Annotated in this window: 4 protein-coding genes and 1 pseudogene; 4 read left to right on the forward strand and 1 reads right to left on the reverse strand. The window is 74.5% G+C overall.

What is annotated here, in order from left to right; all coding sequences use genetic code 11:
• Positions 1-30 precede the first annotated feature (30 nt).
• The 4 genes and pseudogenes from ACH4SI_RS02005 to thiO all read left to right on the forward strand — a co-directional run.
• Positions 31-10,614, forward strand: a pseudogene (locus ACH4SI_RS02005) (SDR family NAD(P)-dependent oxidoreductase); the annotation flags it as partial.
• Entirely contained in the window at positions 10,611-11,186 is a 576-nt protein-coding gene (locus tag ACH4SI_RS02010) for an FcoT family thioesterase (RefSeq protein ID WP_398291485.1), read from the forward strand. The pseudogene ACH4SI_RS02005 and the gene ACH4SI_RS02010, both read left to right, overlap by 4 nt.
• Before the next feature lie 28 nt (positions 11,187-11,214).
• A complete protein-coding gene (locus ACH4SI_RS02015; protein ID WP_398291486.1) occupies positions 11,215-13,308 on the forward strand; it encodes a type I polyketide synthase in 2,094 nt (697 codons plus the stop codon).
• Entirely contained in the window at positions 13,305-14,402 is a 1,098-nt protein-coding gene (gene thiO / locus ACH4SI_RS02020) for a glycine oxidase ThiO (protein WP_398291488.1), read from the forward strand. Before ACH4SI_RS02015 ends, thiO begins: the two co-directional genes overlap by 4 nt.
• A gap of 67 nt (positions 14,403-14,469) precedes the next feature.
• Here the strand turns inward: thiO and ACH4SI_RS02025 are convergent, their stop codons facing one another.
• Entirely contained in the window at positions 14,470-17,550 is a 3,081-nt protein-coding gene (locus tag ACH4SI_RS02025) for a type I polyketide synthase (RefSeq protein ID WP_398292315.1), read from the reverse strand.
• Between the last annotated feature and the right edge of the window lie 8 nt (positions 17,551-17,558).

The following is a 17,558-nucleotide window of genomic DNA, read 5'->3' on the forward strand; positions in this document are numbered from 1 at the left end:
TCTTCGTTGCGGAGTATGCACATGACCGAGCAGTCACAGGCCGCGATGCTGGAACTGGTGCTGACGCAGGCCGCCGCCGTGCTGCGGGCCGCCGACCCCGACGCCTGCGGGGACGGCCCCACCGACGTGGCGGCCGACCGCCCGTTCCTGGCGGAGGGCCTGGACTCGCTCGGCCTGGTCCAGCTGCACCGGCGGCTCACCGCCGAACTGGGCGTGGAACTGCCCGTCACCATCGGCTTCGACCACCCGACACCGGCCGCCCTGGCCCGCCACCTGGTGGCCGTGGTGCACGGCGCCACCGGGCCGGAAAGCCACCACGAATCCGAGGCGCCCGCCGCGCCCGCGGTGTCCGACGAGCCGATCGCCATCGTCGGGATCGGCTGCCGCTACCCCGGCGGCGTGACCTCGCCCGAGGACCTGTGGCGGATCCTGGCCGACGGCACCCACGTGCTCACCGACTTCCCCGCCGACCGGGGCTGGGACCTCGACCGCCTCTACGACCCGGACCCGGCCGCTCCCGGCACCAGCTATGTGCGGCGCGGCGGATTCCTGCCGGACGCCGCCGACTTCGACGCCGACTTCTTCCAGATCAACCCCAAAGAGGCGCTGGCCATGGACCCCCAGCAGCGGCTGCTGCTGGAGACCTCCTGGGAGGCACTGGAGCGCGCGGGCATCGACCCCGGCCTACTGCGCGGCACCCCGTCGGGCGTGTTCATCGGCGTCGAACCGCACGAGTACGGGCCCCGCACCCACGAGGCCCCGGACGGCCTCGACGGCTACGTCCTGGGCGGCAGCCTGCCCAGCGTCGTATCCGGCCGCGTGGCCTACACGCTCGGCCTCGAGGGGCCCACGCTCACCGTCGACACCGCCTGCTCGGGCTCGCTCACCGCCCTCCACCTGGCCGTACGGTCCCTCCAGGGCGGGGAGTGCGGGCTGGCGCTGGCGGGCGGCGTCACCGTCATCTCCAGCCCCGGTACGTTCACCACCTTCAGCCGCCAGCGCGGCCTGGCCCCGGACGGACGTATCAAGGCGTTCGCCGCGGCGGCGGACGGCACCTCCTTCGCCGAGGGCGCGGGCGTGTTCGTCCTGGCCCGCCTGACGGACGCGCTGCGCGACGGACACCCGGTGCTGGCCGTGATCCGTGGCACCGCCATCAACCAGGACGGCGCCAGCAACGGCCTCGCCGCGCCCAACGGCCTCGCCCAGCAGCGCGTCATCCGCCGGGCCCTCGCCGACGCGGGGCTCACCCCCGACGAGGTCGGCGCGGTCGAGGCACACGGCACCGGAACCACGCTCGGCGACCCCATCGAGGGTCAGGCCCTGGTCGCCGCGTACGGAGTCGGGCGCGCACCCGACAAGCCCCTGTGGCTGGGGTCGGTGAAGTCCAACATCGGACACACCGGCGCGGCGGCGGGGGCCGCCGGGGTCATCAAGATGGTCCAGGCGATGCGCCACCGTACGCTGCCCCGCACCCTGCACGTGGACGAGCCGACCCCGCACGTCGACTGGTCCGGCGGCACCGTCAAGCTCCTCACCGAGCCCGTCCCGTGGGAGGCCACGGACACCCCCCGCCGGGCCGGGATCTCCTCGTTCGGCGCGAGCGGCACCAACGCCCATGTCATCATCGAAGAGCCGCCGGCCGCTGCCGTCCCGGAGATCCCGGGACCTCCCGCGGCCGACCGCCCCGTCCCCGTCGTCCTGTCCGCCCAAGGCGAGGACGCCCTGCGCGGCCAGGCCGCCCGGCTCCTGACGGTCGTGGACGCGGCGCCGCCGCTGGACATCGCGTACTCGGCCGCCACCACGCGCGCCGCGCTGCGCCACCGCGCCACGGTCGTCGCCACCGACCGCGACCACCTGCGCCGCGCCCTGACCGCCCTCGCCGAGGGCGCGGCCGCGCCCGGACTGCTCACCGGCACGACGCGGGCGACGGGCCGGACCGCGTTCCTGTTCACCGGCCAGGGCAGTCAGCGCGTCGGCATGGGACGGGAACTGGCACGCGCCTTCCCGGCGTTCGCGCAGGCGCTCCAGGAGGCCGCCGACCACCTCGACCTCCACCTCGACGAGCCCCTGGGCGAGGTGCTGTTCGCCGAGCCCGGCACGCCGGGGGCCGAACTCCTCCACCGGACCCGGTACGCACAGGCCGCGCTCTTCGCCGTCGAGACGGCCCTGTTCCGGCTGCTGGAGTCGTGGGGCGTCACCCCCGGCCTCGTCGCCGGACACTCCATCGGCGAGATCGCCGCCGCGCACGCCGCCGGGGTCATGACCCTCGCGGACGCGGCCCTGCTGGTGGGGGCGCGCGGCACGCTGATGGACGAACTCCCCGGCGGTGGCGCGATGGTGGCCGTCCAGGCCGAGGAGGCCGAGGTCGCCCCGTATCTGACCGAGCGGGTGGGCCTGGCCGCCGTCAACGGCCCGTCCGCGGTGGTGCTGTCCGGGGAGACCGACGACGTCCTGGCCGTCGCCGCCCGCTTCGCCGAGCAGGGACGCAAGACGCGACGGCTGCGGGTCTCGCACGCGTTCCACTCGCCGCTGATGGACCCCATGCTCGACGGCTTCCGCCGGGTCGCCGAGACCCTGACGTACGCACCCCCGCGCATCCCCCTGGTGTCCGCCCTGACCGGGGAGGCCGGCACCTTGTTCGACGCCGACCACTGGGTGCGCCACGTGCGCGAGCCGGTACGGTTCGCGAGAGGCATGCACCGGCTGGAGGCCCACGGCGTCACCACGTACCTGGAGCTGGGCCCCGATGCCGTGCTGTCGGCGATGGGCCGCGAATGCCTCGCCGACGGCGGCCCCGACACCGCGTTCGCCGCGCTGCTGCGCGACGGGCACGACGAGGAGCGCCAGGCCGTCACCGCGCTCGGCGTGGCGCACGCCCATGGCGTCGCCGTCGACTGGGACCGCTTCTTCGCGGGCCGGGGCGCCCGCCGGACCGCGCTGCCCACCTACGCGTTCCAGCGCAAGCGGTACTGGCTGGACGCCGGGAGTGGCCCGGCGGGCACCGTCGGGCATCCGCTGCTGGACACCGCCGTCAGCCTCGCGGGCGTCGACGGGCTGGTCCTGACGGGCCTGCTGTCCACCCGCTCGCAGCCCTGGCTGGCCGACCACGTCATCGCCGGTGTCGTCCTCGTCCCCGGCACCGCCCTGGTCGAGCTGGCCGTGCGGGCCGGGGACGAGGCGGGCTGCGGCGTGGTGGAGGAACTCACCCTGGAGACGCCGCTGTCGCTGACCGGGGACGCGGCGGTGGAGGTCCAGGTCGTCGTCGGCGCGCCCGACGCGGCGGGCCGCCGTACCGCCGAGATCTACTCGCGCCCCGCGCGCAGCGAGGAGAGCTGGACCCGGCACGCCAGTGGTGTGCTGGCCGAACACGCCGAGGGCGCGACCGCCGACGGGGCCGCGTTCGCCCAGTGGCCACCGGCCGACGCCGAGCCCATCGACGTCGACGGGCTTTACGAGCGCCAGGCCGCGCAGGGGTACGGCTACGGGCCCGCGTTCCAGGGCGTGCGCGCCGCGTGGCGCCGCGGGGACGAGGTGTTCGCCGAAGTCGCCGTGGAAGAGCCGGGCGCCGACCGGTTCGGGCTGCACCCGGCGCTGCTGGACGCGAGCCTGCACGCCGCCGAAGGGCCGGAGGACGACGGTCAGGTGCGGCTCCCGTTCGCCTGGCTCGGCCTCGAACTGCACGCCGCCGGCGCCACCGCCGTACGCGTCCACCTGCACCGTACGGCCGCGGACGAGGTCGCGGTCGAGCTGGCCGACACCACCGGGGCGCCGGTCGCCACCGTACGGTCGCTCGTCCAGCGGCCCGTGCCGCTGAACGGGGTGCTGTCCGCGGCGCGGGACGGCGCGCTGCTGCGCGTCGAATGGACCGAGATCCAGGCCCCGCCGGAGCCGGACGCCAAGGCTGGGGAATTCCACCTCGCGTTCGTGCCCGCCACCTTCCCCGGCGCCCCCGCCGAGGCGGCGCGGGAAGCCACGCTGTACGCCCTGAAGCTCATCGAGGACGCGCTGCGCGACGACACCCGGCTCGCCCTCGTCACCCGTGAGGCGCCGGGCGACCTGACGCTCGCGCCCCTGTGGGCGCTGGTGCGCTCCGCCCAGGCCGAGAACCCCGGGCGATTCGTCCTCGTCGGCACCGACGGCGAGGTACCCGAACGCGAGCTGCGCGCCGCCCTGGCCACCGGAGAACCCCAACTCGCCCTGCGAGACGGCACGGTGCTGGTGCCGCGCCTGGCGCGTACGCCACTGCCGGACGCGCCGCGGCCCGTCGCCTGGGACCCGGACGGCACGGTGCTGATCACCGGCGGCACCGGAGGGCTGGGCGGCCTGGTGGCCCGCCATCTCGTCCGCCGGTACGGGGTGAAGCACCTGCTGCTCACCGGGCGGCGCGGCCCGGACGGCCCCGGCGCCGCCGAACTCGCCGCTGAGCTGGGCGGGTTGGGTGCTCGGGCGACCGTGGCCGCGTGCGATGTGGCCGACCGCGCCGCCCTGGCGGCGCTGCTGGAGGCCATCCCCGACGAGCATCCGCTGACGGCCGTCGTCCACGGTGCCGGAGTCATCGACGACGGGCTGGCCGGATCGCTCACCCCCGAGCAGGTCCGCACCGTCTTCCACGGCAAGGCGGACGGCGCGTGGCACCTGCACGAGCTGACCCGGGACCGTCCCCTGGCCGCGTTCGTGCTGTTCTCCTCCGCGGCCGGGACCCTGGAGTCCGCCGGGCAGGGAAACTACGCCGCCGCCAACGCGTTCCTCGACGCGCTCGCCGAGCACCGGGCCGCCCACGGCCTGCCCGCCACATCCCTGGCGTGGAACCTGTGGGCGGGCGACGCGGGCATGGGCGCCCGCCTGGACGAGGTGACGCTGCGCCGCGCCGCACGGTCCGGGCTCCCCGCCCTCGGGTCCGACGAGAACCTCGCCCTCCTCGACCAGGCGCTCACCTCCGGCGCACCCGCCCTGGTGCCGCTGCGCCTCGACGTCCCCGCGCTGCGGGCCCGCCCCGACGGCATCCCGCCGATGCTGCGCGGCCTGGTCCGCACCCCCGCCCGCCGCGCCGCCGCCACCACGGCCGCGGGCGCCCCCGGCGGCGCGCTCGCCGACCGGCTGGCCGGGAAACCCGACGCCGAACGGGCCCGGATCGTCCTCGACCTGGTCCGCGCGCAGATCGCCGTCGTCCTCGGCCACGACAGCGGCACCGCCATCGACCCCCGCCGCGCCTTCACCGAGCTGGGCTTCGACTCCCTGGCCGCCGTCGAGCTGCGCAACGCGCTCGGCGAGGCCACCGGGCTCCGGCTCACCTCCACCCTGATCTTCGACCACCCGACCCCGAGCGCGCTCGCCGACCACGTGCTCGACAAGGTGCGCGGCACCGCACCCGCCGCCACCCCGGCGCGGACCGCCGTGCGGGCCCCGGCCGAGGAGCCCATCGCGATCGTGGCGATGGCCTGCCGCTACCCCGGCGGCGTCACCTCCCCCGAGGAGCTGTGGCGGCTCGTCGCCGACGGCACCGACGCGATCGCCGGCTTCCCCGAGGACCGGGGCTGGAACCTCGAGGAGATCTACCACCCCGAGCCCGGCAGACACGGCACCACGGCCACCCGCGAAGGCGGCTTCCTCTACGACGCCGCCGACTTCGACCCCGCCTTCTTTGGCATCAGCCCGAAGGAGGCCCAGGCGATGGACCCGCAGCACCGTCTGCTGCTGGAAACCGCGTGGGAGGCGCTGGAGCGCGGCGGCATCGACCCGCTGTCCCTGAAGGGCACCCCCACCGGTGTGTTCGCCGGGGTCATGTACCACGACTGGGCGCCGCCCTCCGGCTCCGTCCCCGAGGACCTCGCGGGCTTCACCGCGGGCGGTGGCCTCGGCAGCGTCGCGTCCGGCCGCATCGCCTACACCCTGGGACTCCAGGGCCCGGCGGTCACCATCGACACCGCCTGCTCCTCGTCCCTGGTGGCGATGCACTGGGCGATGCAGGCGCTGCGCCAGGGCGAGTGCGCCTTCGCCCTCGCGGGCGGCGTCACCGTGATGGCCACGCCCGAGACGTTCATCGGGATGAGCCTGCAGAGGGGACTCGCCGCCGACGGCCGCTGCAAGGCGTACGGCGCGTCCGCCGACGGCACCGGCTGGGGCGAGGGCGCCGGACTGGTGCTGCTGGAACGCCTGTCGGACGCGCGCCGCGCCGGACACCCGGTGCTCGCGGTGGTGCGCGGCTCGGCCGTCAACCAGGACGGCGCGTCCAACGGCCTGTCCGCGCCCAACGGCCCCGCCCAGCAACGGGTGATCCGGCAGGCCGTGGCCTCCGCGGGGCTCACCCCCGCCGACATTGACGCGGTCGAGGGCCACGGCACCGGCACCACCCTCGGCGACCCGATCGAGGCCCAGGCGCTGATGGCCACGTACGGGCAGGAGCGCGCGGACGGCGAACCGCTGTGGCTGGGGTCGGTCAAGTCCAACCTGGGGCACACCCAGGCCGCCGCCGGAGTCGCCGGTGTGATCAAGATGGCGATGGCGATGCGGCACGGTGTGCTGCCCCGCACCCTGCACGCCGACACCCCCTCCCCGCACATCGACTGGACCGAGGGCGCCGTCGAACTGCTCACCGAGGCCAGGGAGTGGCCGGGACACGGCCGCCCCCGTCGCGCCGCGGTGTCCTCGTTCGGGGTCAGCGGCACCAACGCCCATGTGGTCCTGGAGGAGGCGCCACCGTCCGGCCCGCGCGAGCCGCGCGGCGAGCGGCCCCCGATCGTGCCGCTGACCGTGTCGGCGGCGTCGGCCGAGGCGCTGCGCGCCCAGGCGGCGCGGATCGCCGCCCATCTGCGCGACCAACCGGAAACCGACCCCCTGGATGTGGCCGCCTCGCTCGCCCGTGGCCGCGCCGCCCTGGAACACCGTGCCGTGATCGTGGAGGGTGACCGCGACGGCCTGCTCGCCGGACTCGACGCGGTGGCGGCCGGGAAGACGCCCGCCTCCGTCGTCCAGGGCGTGCGGCGCGGCGACTCGCGCGCCGTGTTCGTCTTCCCCGGGCAGGGCTCGCAGTGGCCGGGCATGGGCGTCGAACTGCTGGAACACTCACCGGCGTTCGCGACCCGCCTCGGCGAGTGCGCCAAGGCCCTCGAACCGTACGTCGAATGGAATCTGCTCGACGTGCTGCGCGGCGCGCCCGGCGCACCGCCCCTGGAGGACGTCGACGTCGTACAGCCCGCCCTGTGGGCGATGATGGTGTCGCTGGCCGAGGCGTGGCGCGCCGCCGGAGTCGAACCGGCCGCCGTCGTCGGCCACTCCCAGGGCGAGATCGCCGCCGCCTGCGTCGCCGGTGCGCTGTCGCTGGAGGACGGCGCGCGCGTCGTCGCCCTGCGCAGTCGCGTCATCCGCCAGGACCTGGCGGGCCGGGGCGGCATGATGTCGGTGGCCCTGTCCGCCGACCGTACGGCCGGGCACCTGGCCGACTGGGACGGCCGCCTCCAGCTCGCCGTCATCAACGGCCCCGGCTCCGTCGTCGTGTGCGGCGACCCGCAGGCCCTGGACGAGCTGCGGGACCGGCTGGACGCCGAGGGCGTCCAGACCCGCCGCATCCGCGTGGACTACGCCTCCCACTCGGTGTTCGTGGAGGAGATCCGCGACCGGCTGCTCACCGAGCTGACCGGCCTGACCCCGCGCACCTCGGCCATCCCGTTCTACTCCACCGTCACCGCCGGGCAGCTGGACACCGCCGGTCTGGACGCCGCGTACTGGTACACCAACCTGCGGCAGACGGTCCGCTTCGAGGAGACGACGCGCGCGCTGCTGGCCGACGGCTTCGAGATCTTCGTGGAGGCCAGCCCGCACCCCGGCCTGCTGGCCGGGCTCGGCGAGACCGCCGAATCGGCCGCGGTGGCCGCCACCCTCGTCGGTACCCTGCGCCGCGACGCCGGAGGCCCGCGCGCATTCCTCACCTCACTGGCCGAGGCGTACGTACGCGGTGCCACCGTCGACTGGGAGACCCAGTTCGCCGGAACCGGGGCCCGGCGCGTGGACCTGCCCACGTACCCGTTCCAGCGCAAGCGGTACTGGCTGCCCGTGCCCGAACACACCGGCGACGCGCGGGGCGTCGGCCAGCTGCCCGCCGACCACCCGCTGCTGGGCGCGGCGGTGCCGGTCGCCGGGGCCGGGGGAGTGCTGCTCACCGGACGGCTGGCGCTCTCCGCCCAGCGGTGGCTGGCGGACCACGCCGTCGGCGGCACCGTCCTTTTCCCCGGCTCCGGCTTCGTGGAACTGGCCGTCCGCGCCGGTGACGAGGTGGGCCGGGGGCGCGTGGAGGAGCTGACGCTGGAGACACCGCTCGCGCTCCCGGAGCGCGGTGGCGTGGCGATCCAGGTCGTCGTCGGCGCCGACCTGCGCACCGTGTCGATCCACTCCCGGCCCGACGACGCCCCCGCCGGCACCGCCTGGACCCGCCACGCGCAGGGCACGCTGGCCGACGCCGCACCGGAACCGGCGCCCGACCCCGCGCCCTGGCCGCCACCGGGCGCCGAACCCGTCGACCTGGCCGGCTTCTACGAGCCGTCCTCCGCCGAAGGGCCGGTCTACGGGCCCGCCTTCCAGGGGATGCGCGCCGCGTGGCGCTCCGGCGACGAGGTGTACGCGGACATCGCGCTGCCCGAGCAGGCCGCCGCCGAGGCCGCGCGGTTCGGACTGCACCCGGCCGCGCTCGACGCGGCGCTGCACGCCACCGCGCTGCTCGCCACCGACGCCGAGCGGGTCACCCTCCCGTTCGCCTGGACGCGGGTCGACCTGCACGCCTCGGGAGCCGCCGCGCTCCGGCTGCGGATGACACGGCTGGGCGAGGACGAGGTGGCGCTGCGCCTCACCGACACCGCGGGCCGCCCCGTGGCGTCCGTCGATTCCCTCGTCCTGCGGCCGATGGCCACAGGCCACTCCGTAGGCGCGTCCCACGAGGCGCTGTACCAACTCGCCTGGGCGCCCGCCGCGACGGGCGGTGAAGCCCCGCCCCGGACGGTCGTGCACCGCTGCGCGGGCGGCACGACCGCCGACGCGGTATACGCCGCGACCGCTGCCGCGCTGGGCGTTCTCCAGTCCTGGCCGGAGGAGGACCGGGACGACGACGCCATGCTGGTGGTCGTCACCCGGGGTGCCGTGTCGGTGGACGGCGAGGACGTCACCGATCTCGCCGGGGCCGCGGTCTGGGGGCTGGTCCGCAGCGCCCAGACCGAGAACCCGGGGCGCATCGTCCTCATCGACCTCGACCCCACCGATGCCACGGACCCCACCGATGCCGATCTGGGCGCGGCGGTGGCCGCCGGCGAAGCGCAGCTCGCGATGCGCTCCGGCACCCTCCACCGGCCGCGCCTGACCCGCGTGGCCGCGGACCGGCCCGGCGCTCCCGCCACCGTCTTCGGCGACCGGGCCGGCACCGTGCTGATCACCGGCGGCACCGGCACCCTGGGCGGTCTGGTCGCCCGCCACCTGGTCACCGCCCACGGCGTCACCGACCTGCTGCTCACCAGCCGCCGTGGCCCGGATGCCCCGGGCGCCCACGGCCTGGCCGCCGACCTGACCGCGCTCGGCGCCCGCGTCGAGGTGGCCGCCTGCGACGCCGCCGACCGTGACGCGCTGGCCGCCGTGCTGGCGGGCCGTACCCTCGCCGGAGTCGTACACACCGCGGGCGTCCTCGACGACGGGATCATCTCCTCGCTGACACCGGAGAAGATGGCCACGGTGATGCGCCCCAAGGTCGACGCGGCGCTGAACCTCCATGAACTCACCGCAGGCCAGGACCTCTCGGCGTTCGTCCTGTTCTCGTCCGCCGCGGGCGTGACCGGAGGCGCCGGGCAGGGCAACTACGCCGCCGCCAACTCCTTCCTCGACGGCCTCGCCGCACACCGCCGCGCCCGTGGCTTGCCCGCACAGTCCCTGGCCTGGGGGCTGTGGGAGGAGGCCAGCGGCATGACCGGCGCGCTGGACGCCGCCGACCTGGCCGGTATGCGGCGCGACGGCGTCCTGCCCCTCGCCTCCGACGAGGGCATGGCGCTGCTGGACGCCGCCGGGGCGCTCGACCGGGCGTTCCTGGCGCCCGTACGGCTCGATCTGACCGGGCAGCTCCGCTCCGACGTGCCGTATCTGATGCGCGACCTGGTACGCGGCCCCGCCCGGCGCGCCGTCGACCCCGCCGCCGCCACCACCGAACCCGCCGAGAGCCTGCGCGACCGGCTGGCCCGCCTGACGCCCGCCCGCCGCGAACAGGCCCTGCTCGACGTCGTCCGCACCCGGGCCGCCGCCACCCTCGGCTTCGCCGACGCCGACGAGGTCGACGCCGAACGGTCGTTCCGCGACATGGGCTTCGACTCCCTCGCCGCCGTGCGGTTCCGCAACGCCCTCGGCGAGGCCGTCGGGGAGCGCCTGTCCGCGACGCTCGTCTTCGACCACCCGACCGCGCTCGTCCTCACCCGCCACCTGCTGGACGAACTGGGCTTGAGCGAGCCGGAATCCACACCGGGATCCACCCCGGACGGACCGGAGCCGGGCCAGGACGTGCAGGACAGGGAGGACCGCACCGCGGCCATCCAGAACATGAACCTGGCCGAACTCCTCCGCACCGCGCAACGATCAGGAGATCCGACATGACCCGGTTGCTCGACGACCCGCTCGACGACATCGACCAGCGCGTCTACCCCACCGACGAGGAACTGCTGCACCGCGTGCTCACCCCCTACCGGGCCAAGCGGTGCGAATACCTCACCTCGGCCGCGGTCACGGTGGCGGGCGACCCCCTGGACGGCGGACGGCTCGGCGCCGCCTGCACCTTCCTGATCCCCGAGTCCTGCTACATCGACGACACCGGACACTTCAACTCGGTCGAGTTCAACATCTGCTTCAACCAGATGGCCTACTACCTGATGGCCAAGTCGGTGAAGGAATCGCTGGTCGCGCCGTTCTCCCGGTGGACGCTGGAGCAGTTCTGGACCCGGCAGCTCGCGGACGTGTTCATCACCGACTTCAAGAGCACCTTCCGCACCGCCATGAGCGGCCGCCACTTCCGCGGCGAGATCGAGATCGCCGACATCGCCGAATGGGACGCCAACGACCTGCGCGACGCCCTGGTGATGCTGCGCACCCGCTGCCGCTACTGGGACGAGCAGGGCGGCGAGAGCCACGGCGAGATCGCCGCCGCCATCACCAACCCGCCCGAAAACTGACCCGCCCGGCCCCGCGGAGGAAGCGACCATGAGCAACCCGGAACGGCCGGAGCTTCCCCAGGAAGCCCGTCAGGTCGACATCGCACACATCTACAGCCGTCTCGCCGACCGCGGCCTCCCGTACGGGCCCGCCTTCCGCGGCCTGCGCGCCGTATGGGCGGACGGCGAGGAGGTCTACGCCGAAGCCCGGCTCGACGGCGCCGCGTCCGGTGGCGAGGGCGACTACCACCTCCACCCGGCGCTGTTCGACGCCGCCCTCCAGGCCGCGCTGGTACCGGACCTCGACCGCGACGACAGCACGTTCCTGCCCTTCGCGCTGCGCGGGGTGCGCCTCCACAAAGCGGGCGCGGGACGCCTTGGCGTCCACGCCCGGCCCGGCGAGGGCGGCGTTTCCCTGGCCCTCACCGGCGACGACGGCGAACCGGTCGTCACGGTCCGATCCCTGGTCAGACGTCCCGTCACCGCCGACCAGCTCGACGCCGCGGCACAGCGCACCCAACTGCTGCGCGTCGCCTGGAAGGCCGTCGAGCAGCCGCCGGCCGCCACCGACCAACCGCGCTGGGCGTTCCTCGGCACCGACCACATCGGCGTCACCGGCGCCCTGAAGTCCATCCGCCGCTCGTTCGACTCCTACCCCTCACTGGCCGCCCTCGACGCCGCGCTCCGCGACGGCGCGCCCGCACCCGACGTGGTCGTGGTCTCCTGCACGGACCAGGACTCCCCGGTGCGCTCGGCCGCACAGCGCGCCCTGATGCTCGTCCAGGAGTGGTCGGCCGACGAACGACTCGCCGACGCCCGCCTCGTCCTGGTCAGCAGCGGCGCCCTCGCCACCCGCCCCCAGGAAGACCTGTCCGATCTGCCGGGCGCGGCCGTGTGGGGGCTGCTGCGCAGCGCCCAGTCCGAACACCCCGGCCGCTTCGTCCTCGTCGACGTCGACGACCCCGAGGACTCGGGCCGCGCCCTCCTCGCCGCCGTGGCCTCCGGCGAACCGCAACTCGCCGTGCGCCACGGCGCCCTGTTCCGGCCCCGCCTCGTCCGCTGCCCGCCACCACCGGGCCGTACGAGCCTCACCGGCACCGTCGTCATCACCGGCGGCACCGGTGCGCTGGGCCGCCTGATCGCCCGGCACCTGGTCACCCGCCACACCGTCCGCCACCTTGTGCTGCTCAGCCGCCGCGGCCCGGCCGCACCCGGCGCCGATGTTCTGGCCGCCGACCTCACCGCGCTCGGCGCCCGCGTCGACATCGTCGCCTGCGACACCGCCGACCGCGCCTCACTGACGCGAGCCCTGGCGGACATCCCCGCGCCGTCCGCCGTCATCCACACCGCGGGCGTGCTGTCCGACGCCACGGTCGACACCCTGACGCCGCGCAGGCTCGACGCCGTCCTGCGGCCCAAGGCCGACGCCGCACTCCATCTGCACGCCCTGATCCGCGACCCGGACTGCGCGTTCGTGGTGTTCTCCTCCGTCGCCGGGCTGACCGGCAACGCGGGACAGGGCAACTACGCCGCCGCCAACGCCGTCCTCGACGCGCTTGCCCACCACCGCCGCACCCTCGGGCTGCGCGGTGTCTCCCTCGCCTGGGGCCTGTGGGAGAGCGAGGGCGGCATGGGCTCCGAGCTGTCCACCGCCGACCTCACCCGCATCAAGCGCTCCGGCTTCGCCCCGCTCGGCCACGACCAGGGCCTGACCCTCTTCGACGCCGCTCTCGCCGGGGACGAGGCCGTCCTCGCGCCCGTACGGCTGAACGAGTCGGCCCTCGCCGGGGACATCCCGCCCGTCCTGGCCGACCTGGCGCCCGCCTCGACGCCCCGGCCCTCCGCGACCGACACCCTGCGGGCCCGCCTGGCGAACCTGCCCGAGGCCGAACACGACGGCGCCGCCCTGGAATGCGTCCGTACCGCCGCCGCCACCGTCCTCGGCTACGACAGCCCCGACGACATCGACCCCGACCGGGAGTTCCACACCGTCGGCCTCGACTCCATCGGCAACCTCGAACTCAGCCGCCACCTGTCCGCCGCCACCGGACTGCGGCTGCCCGCGACCCTCACCTTCGACCATCCGACGCCCGCAGACCTCGCCTCCCATCTGCGGCGACTTCTCCAGGAGAGCGAATCATGAACACCGTAGTCGTCGGCGGAGGCATCATCGGCCTCGCCACCGCCTGGCGGGCCCTGCGCCACGGCGTCACCGTCACCGTGATCGACCCGGCCCCGGCCACCAAGGCATCCCACGCCTCCGCGGGCATGCTCCCGCCCAGCAGCGAGCAGATCGACGGCATGAACGACCTGCTGCGGCTGTGCCTGGCCTCCCGCGACCTCTGGCCGTCCTTCGCCGCCGAGCTGGAGGAGTTCGCCCCCGCCGGCTTCCGGCGCGACGGCGTCCTCGACGCCGCCTTCGACGAGGACGCCCTCCGTGTCCTCGAGTTCCAGGAGTCCTTCCGGGAGTCGCTGGGCATCCGCTCCGAACGCCTCACCCCCGAGGAGTGCGCGAGACTCCAGCCCGCCTTCGCCCCCACCCTCGGCGGCCTGCTGGGGCCCGACGACGGCGCCGTCGACCCGCGCACCCTCAACGCGGCGCTGCTCACGGCCATCGAAGCCCTCGGCGGCACCGTCATCCGCAGGCAGGCCATCCGGGTCGCGCACCACACCGTCACCCTCGACAACGGCGACGCGGTGACCTTCGACCGCGTCGTCCTCGCCGCCGGCTGCTGGACACACCACATCGGGGGCCTTCCCGAGGACGCCATCCCGGAGATCCGTCCCGTCAAGGGCCAGATCCTGCGGCTGCACTCCGAACGGCCGCTGCTGGGCGTGACGTCCCGCGCCCTCTCCAAGGGCCGGTCGCTCTACCTGGTGCCCCGGCTGGACGGCGAACTCGTCATCGGCGCCACCTACGAGGAGCGCGGCTACGACGAGACCGTCACCGCCGACGGAACCCACGACCTGCTGGCCCGTGCCGCCGAGATCATCCCCGGCGTCGGAGCCCTGCGCTTCGCCGAGATCAGCGCGGGCCTGCGCCCCGCCTCGCCCGACGCACTCCCGCTCATCGGCCCGACCGCCGTCCCCGACGTCTACCTGGCCACCGGCCACTTCCGCATGGGCGTCCAGCTCACCCCCATCACGGCCGAGGTCATGGCCGCCTACCTCACCGACACCGCCCCGCACACCTCGGCGCTGCCGTTCACCCCGCTCCGCCTGGGAAGCGCCGCCTGATCGACACACGGGACAGGGCCGGACACCTCGGATGGTGTCCGGCCCTTTGGTCGCGTACGCGGTACGGTCAGGCGACCGGCACGGGGGCGCTCAGGTGGCCGGTGGCGTTCTCCGTCCAGGAGTGGTCCTCCGCCGAGCGGGACCTGATGGTCAGGGTGCGGCCCGTGGACGGGTCCTCGGGGCCGACGATGACCTGGAGCAGCGCGGCGCCCTGGGCACCGAAGGTGACGGGGGCGTTCAGGACGAGTTCCGCTATCTCGTCGGTCCCCACCCTATGGGCGGCGTGGAACGCCAGCTCCACGAAGGCGGTGCCGGGGAGGATGACGGTGCCCATGACGATGTGGTCGCCGAGCCACGCGTGGTCGGCCAGCGTCACCCGGCCCGTGAACAGATGGCTGCCGTCCGGGAGTTCGGTGGCGGTGGCCAGCAGCGGATGCGAGGCGGGCTCCAGGCCCAGGCCCGCGGGTGAACCGGCGGGGTCGGGGGTGTCCAGCCAGTAGCGACGGCGCTGGAAGGCATACGTGGGAAGGGCGACGGTCCGCGCCCCGCACCCGGCGAGGAACCCCTTCCAGTCGACGGCGACGCCGCAGGCGTGTGCCTGGGCCAGGCCGGTGACCAGGCTGGTCGGCTCGTGGTGACGGGGGCGCAGCAGGGAGACGGCGGCCGCCTCGGGCAGCGCCTCGCGGGTGAGCGCGGTGAGCACGGCGTCGGGCCCGATCTCCAGAAAGGTGGTGACGCCGAGGTCGTGGAGCGCGGTGAGGCCGTCGTGGAAGCGGGTGGTGCCGCGGATGTGCCCGGTCCAGTAGGCGGCGCCGGTCATGTCCGGGCCGGCGGGGCGGCCGGTGACGGTGGAGACGAGGGGGATGCGGGGCGCGTCGTAGGTGAGGGTCTCGGCGACCCGACGGAAGTCGTCGAGGATGGGCTCCATCTGGGGTGAGTGGAACGCGTGGCTGACGGTGAGGCGGCGGGTGCGCCGCCCTTGACCGGAGAACGCCTCGGCGATGGCGGTGACGTCGCTCTCGTCGCCGGAGACGACGACCGCGCGGGGTCCGTTGACGGCCGCGATGCCGACGCGTTCGGTGAGGAGCGGGGTGACCTCGTCCTCGGTCGCCTCGACGGCGATCATCGCGCCACCGGGCGGCAGGGCCTGCATGAGGCTTCCGCGGGCCGCGACCAGGCGGCAGGCGTCGTCCAGCGAGAGGACCCCGGCGGCGTGGGCGGCGGCGATCTCACCGATGGAGTGGCCGATGAGGTGGCTGGGTGTGATGCCGAAGTCCTCGATGAGGAGCCGGGTGAGGGCGGTCTGGAGCGCGAACAGAGCGGGCTGGGTGTAGCGGGTCTGGTTCAGGAGCGTGGGATCGTCCGCGAAGACGACGTCCCTGAGGGGGCGTTCGGCGCCGAGGTGGCGGTCGAGGATGGTGCAGACCTCGTCGAACGTGTCGCGGAAGGTGGCGTAGGCATCGTGGAGCCGGCGGCCCATCCCCGGGTGCTGGGCACCCTGGCCGGTGAAGAGGAAGGCGACCTTCTTGGTGCGGGGCCGGGCGGGGAGGGCGGCGAGGACGGGGTCCTGGGCGAGGGTGTGGAGCTGGGCGAGGAGTTCGTCGCGCGTGGCACCGACGACGGCGGCGTGGTGGTCGAAGGTGGCCCGGGCGGTGGCCAGGGTGTGGGCGATGTCGGTGGGGTGGAGGGTGGGGTGTTCGGTGGTGTGGTCGAGGAGTCGTTGGGCTTGGTCGCGGAGGGCTTGTTCGGTCTTGGCGGAGAGGAGCCAGGGGACGGTGGTGGTTGTTGGAGCTGCCGCGACGGGGGTGGTGGGGGCTTGTTCGAGGATGAGGTGGGCGTTGGTGCCGCTGATGCCGAAGGAGGAGACGCCGGCGCGGCGGGGATGGCCGTTCTCGGGCCAGGCGCGGGCCTCGGTGAGGAGCTGGACGTTGCCGGTGGTCCAGTCGATGTGCGGGCTGGGCTCATCGATGTGGAGTGTCTTGGGCAGGGTGGCGTGACGCATGGCCTGGATCATTTTGATGACGCCACCGATACCGGCCGCCGCCTGGGCGTGGCCGATGTTGGACTTGAAGGAGCCCAGCCACAGAGGCTCCTCGCGGTTCTGCCCGTAAGTGGCGAGCAGGGCCTGGGCCTCGATGGGGTCGCCGAGGGTGGTACCGGTGCCGTGGCCTTCGACGGCGTCCACCTGGTCGGGAGTGAGCCCGGCGCTCGCGAGAGCCGCGTGAATGACCCGCTGCTGAGCGGGGCCGTTGGGCGCGCTCAGCCGGCTGCTCTTTCCGTCCTGGTTGACCGCCGAGCCACGGATGACGGCCAGGACGGTGTGGCCGTTGGCCAGGGCGTCGGAGAGCCGTTCCAGCAGGATCGTGCCCGCCCCCTCGGCCCAGGTGGTGCCGTCGGCGGCGGCCGCGAACGACTTGCACCGCCCATCGGACGCCAGCCCGCGCTGACGGCTGAACTCCACGAACATCCCCGGCGTCGGCATCACCGCGGCGCCACCGGCCAGCGCCATGGTGGACTCGTCGTTACGCAGCGACTGGCAGGCCATGTGGAGGGCCACCAGCGAGGACGAGCACGCGGTGTCCACGGTGACCGCCGGGCCCTCAAGACCGAGCGTGTACGCGATCCGCCCGGACGCCACGCTGAGAGTGGTACCCGTCAGCAGATGGCCCTCGACATCCTCCGGACCCCGGTGGATGAGCGAGGCGTACTCGTGCCCGGACACCCCGCTGAACACCCCGGTACGGCTGCCGCGCAGCTCGCCCGGGGACAGCCCGGCGCTCTCCACGCACTCCCAACTGGTCTCGAGGAGCAGCCGCTGCTGGGGGTCGAGCGCGAGGGCTTCGCGGGGGCTGATGCCGAAGAACTCGGGATCGAAGCGGTCGGCGTCGTACAGGAAGCCACCCTCGCGGGCGTAGGTCTTCCCGGTGGCCTGGGGATCCGGGTCGTACAGGCCGTCCAGATCCCAGCCCCGATTCTCCGGGAACGGGCCCACCGCGTCACGCCCCTCCGACACCAGCTCCCACAGCCCCTCGGGCGTGGTGGCACCGCCGGGGAACCGGCAGGCCATGCCCACGACCGCGATAGGCTCGTGGTGACGTGACTCCACCTCGGCCAGCCGCTGACGGGTGCGCTGGAGGTCGGCGGTCACCCGCTTCA

Origin of the sequence: Streptomyces sp. NPDC021212 (assembly GCF_044332925.1) — a bacterium.
Lineage (GTDB): Bacteria > Actinomycetota > Actinomycetes > Streptomycetales > Streptomycetaceae > Streptomyces.

Bases quoted from the DNA above. Each gene is read 5' to 3' on its own strand.
- ACH4SI_RS02010 (WP_398291485.1), top strand. From the start codon at position 10,611: ATGACCCGGTTGCTCGACGACCCGCTCGACGACATCGACCAGCGCGTC.
- ACH4SI_RS02015 (WP_398291486.1), top strand. From the start codon at position 11,215: ATGAGCAACCCGGAACGGCCGGAGCTTCCCCAGGAAGCCCGTCAGGTC.
- thiO (WP_398291488.1), top strand. From the start codon at position 13,305: ATGAACACCGTAGTCGTCGGCGGAGGCATCATCGGCCTCGCCACCGCC.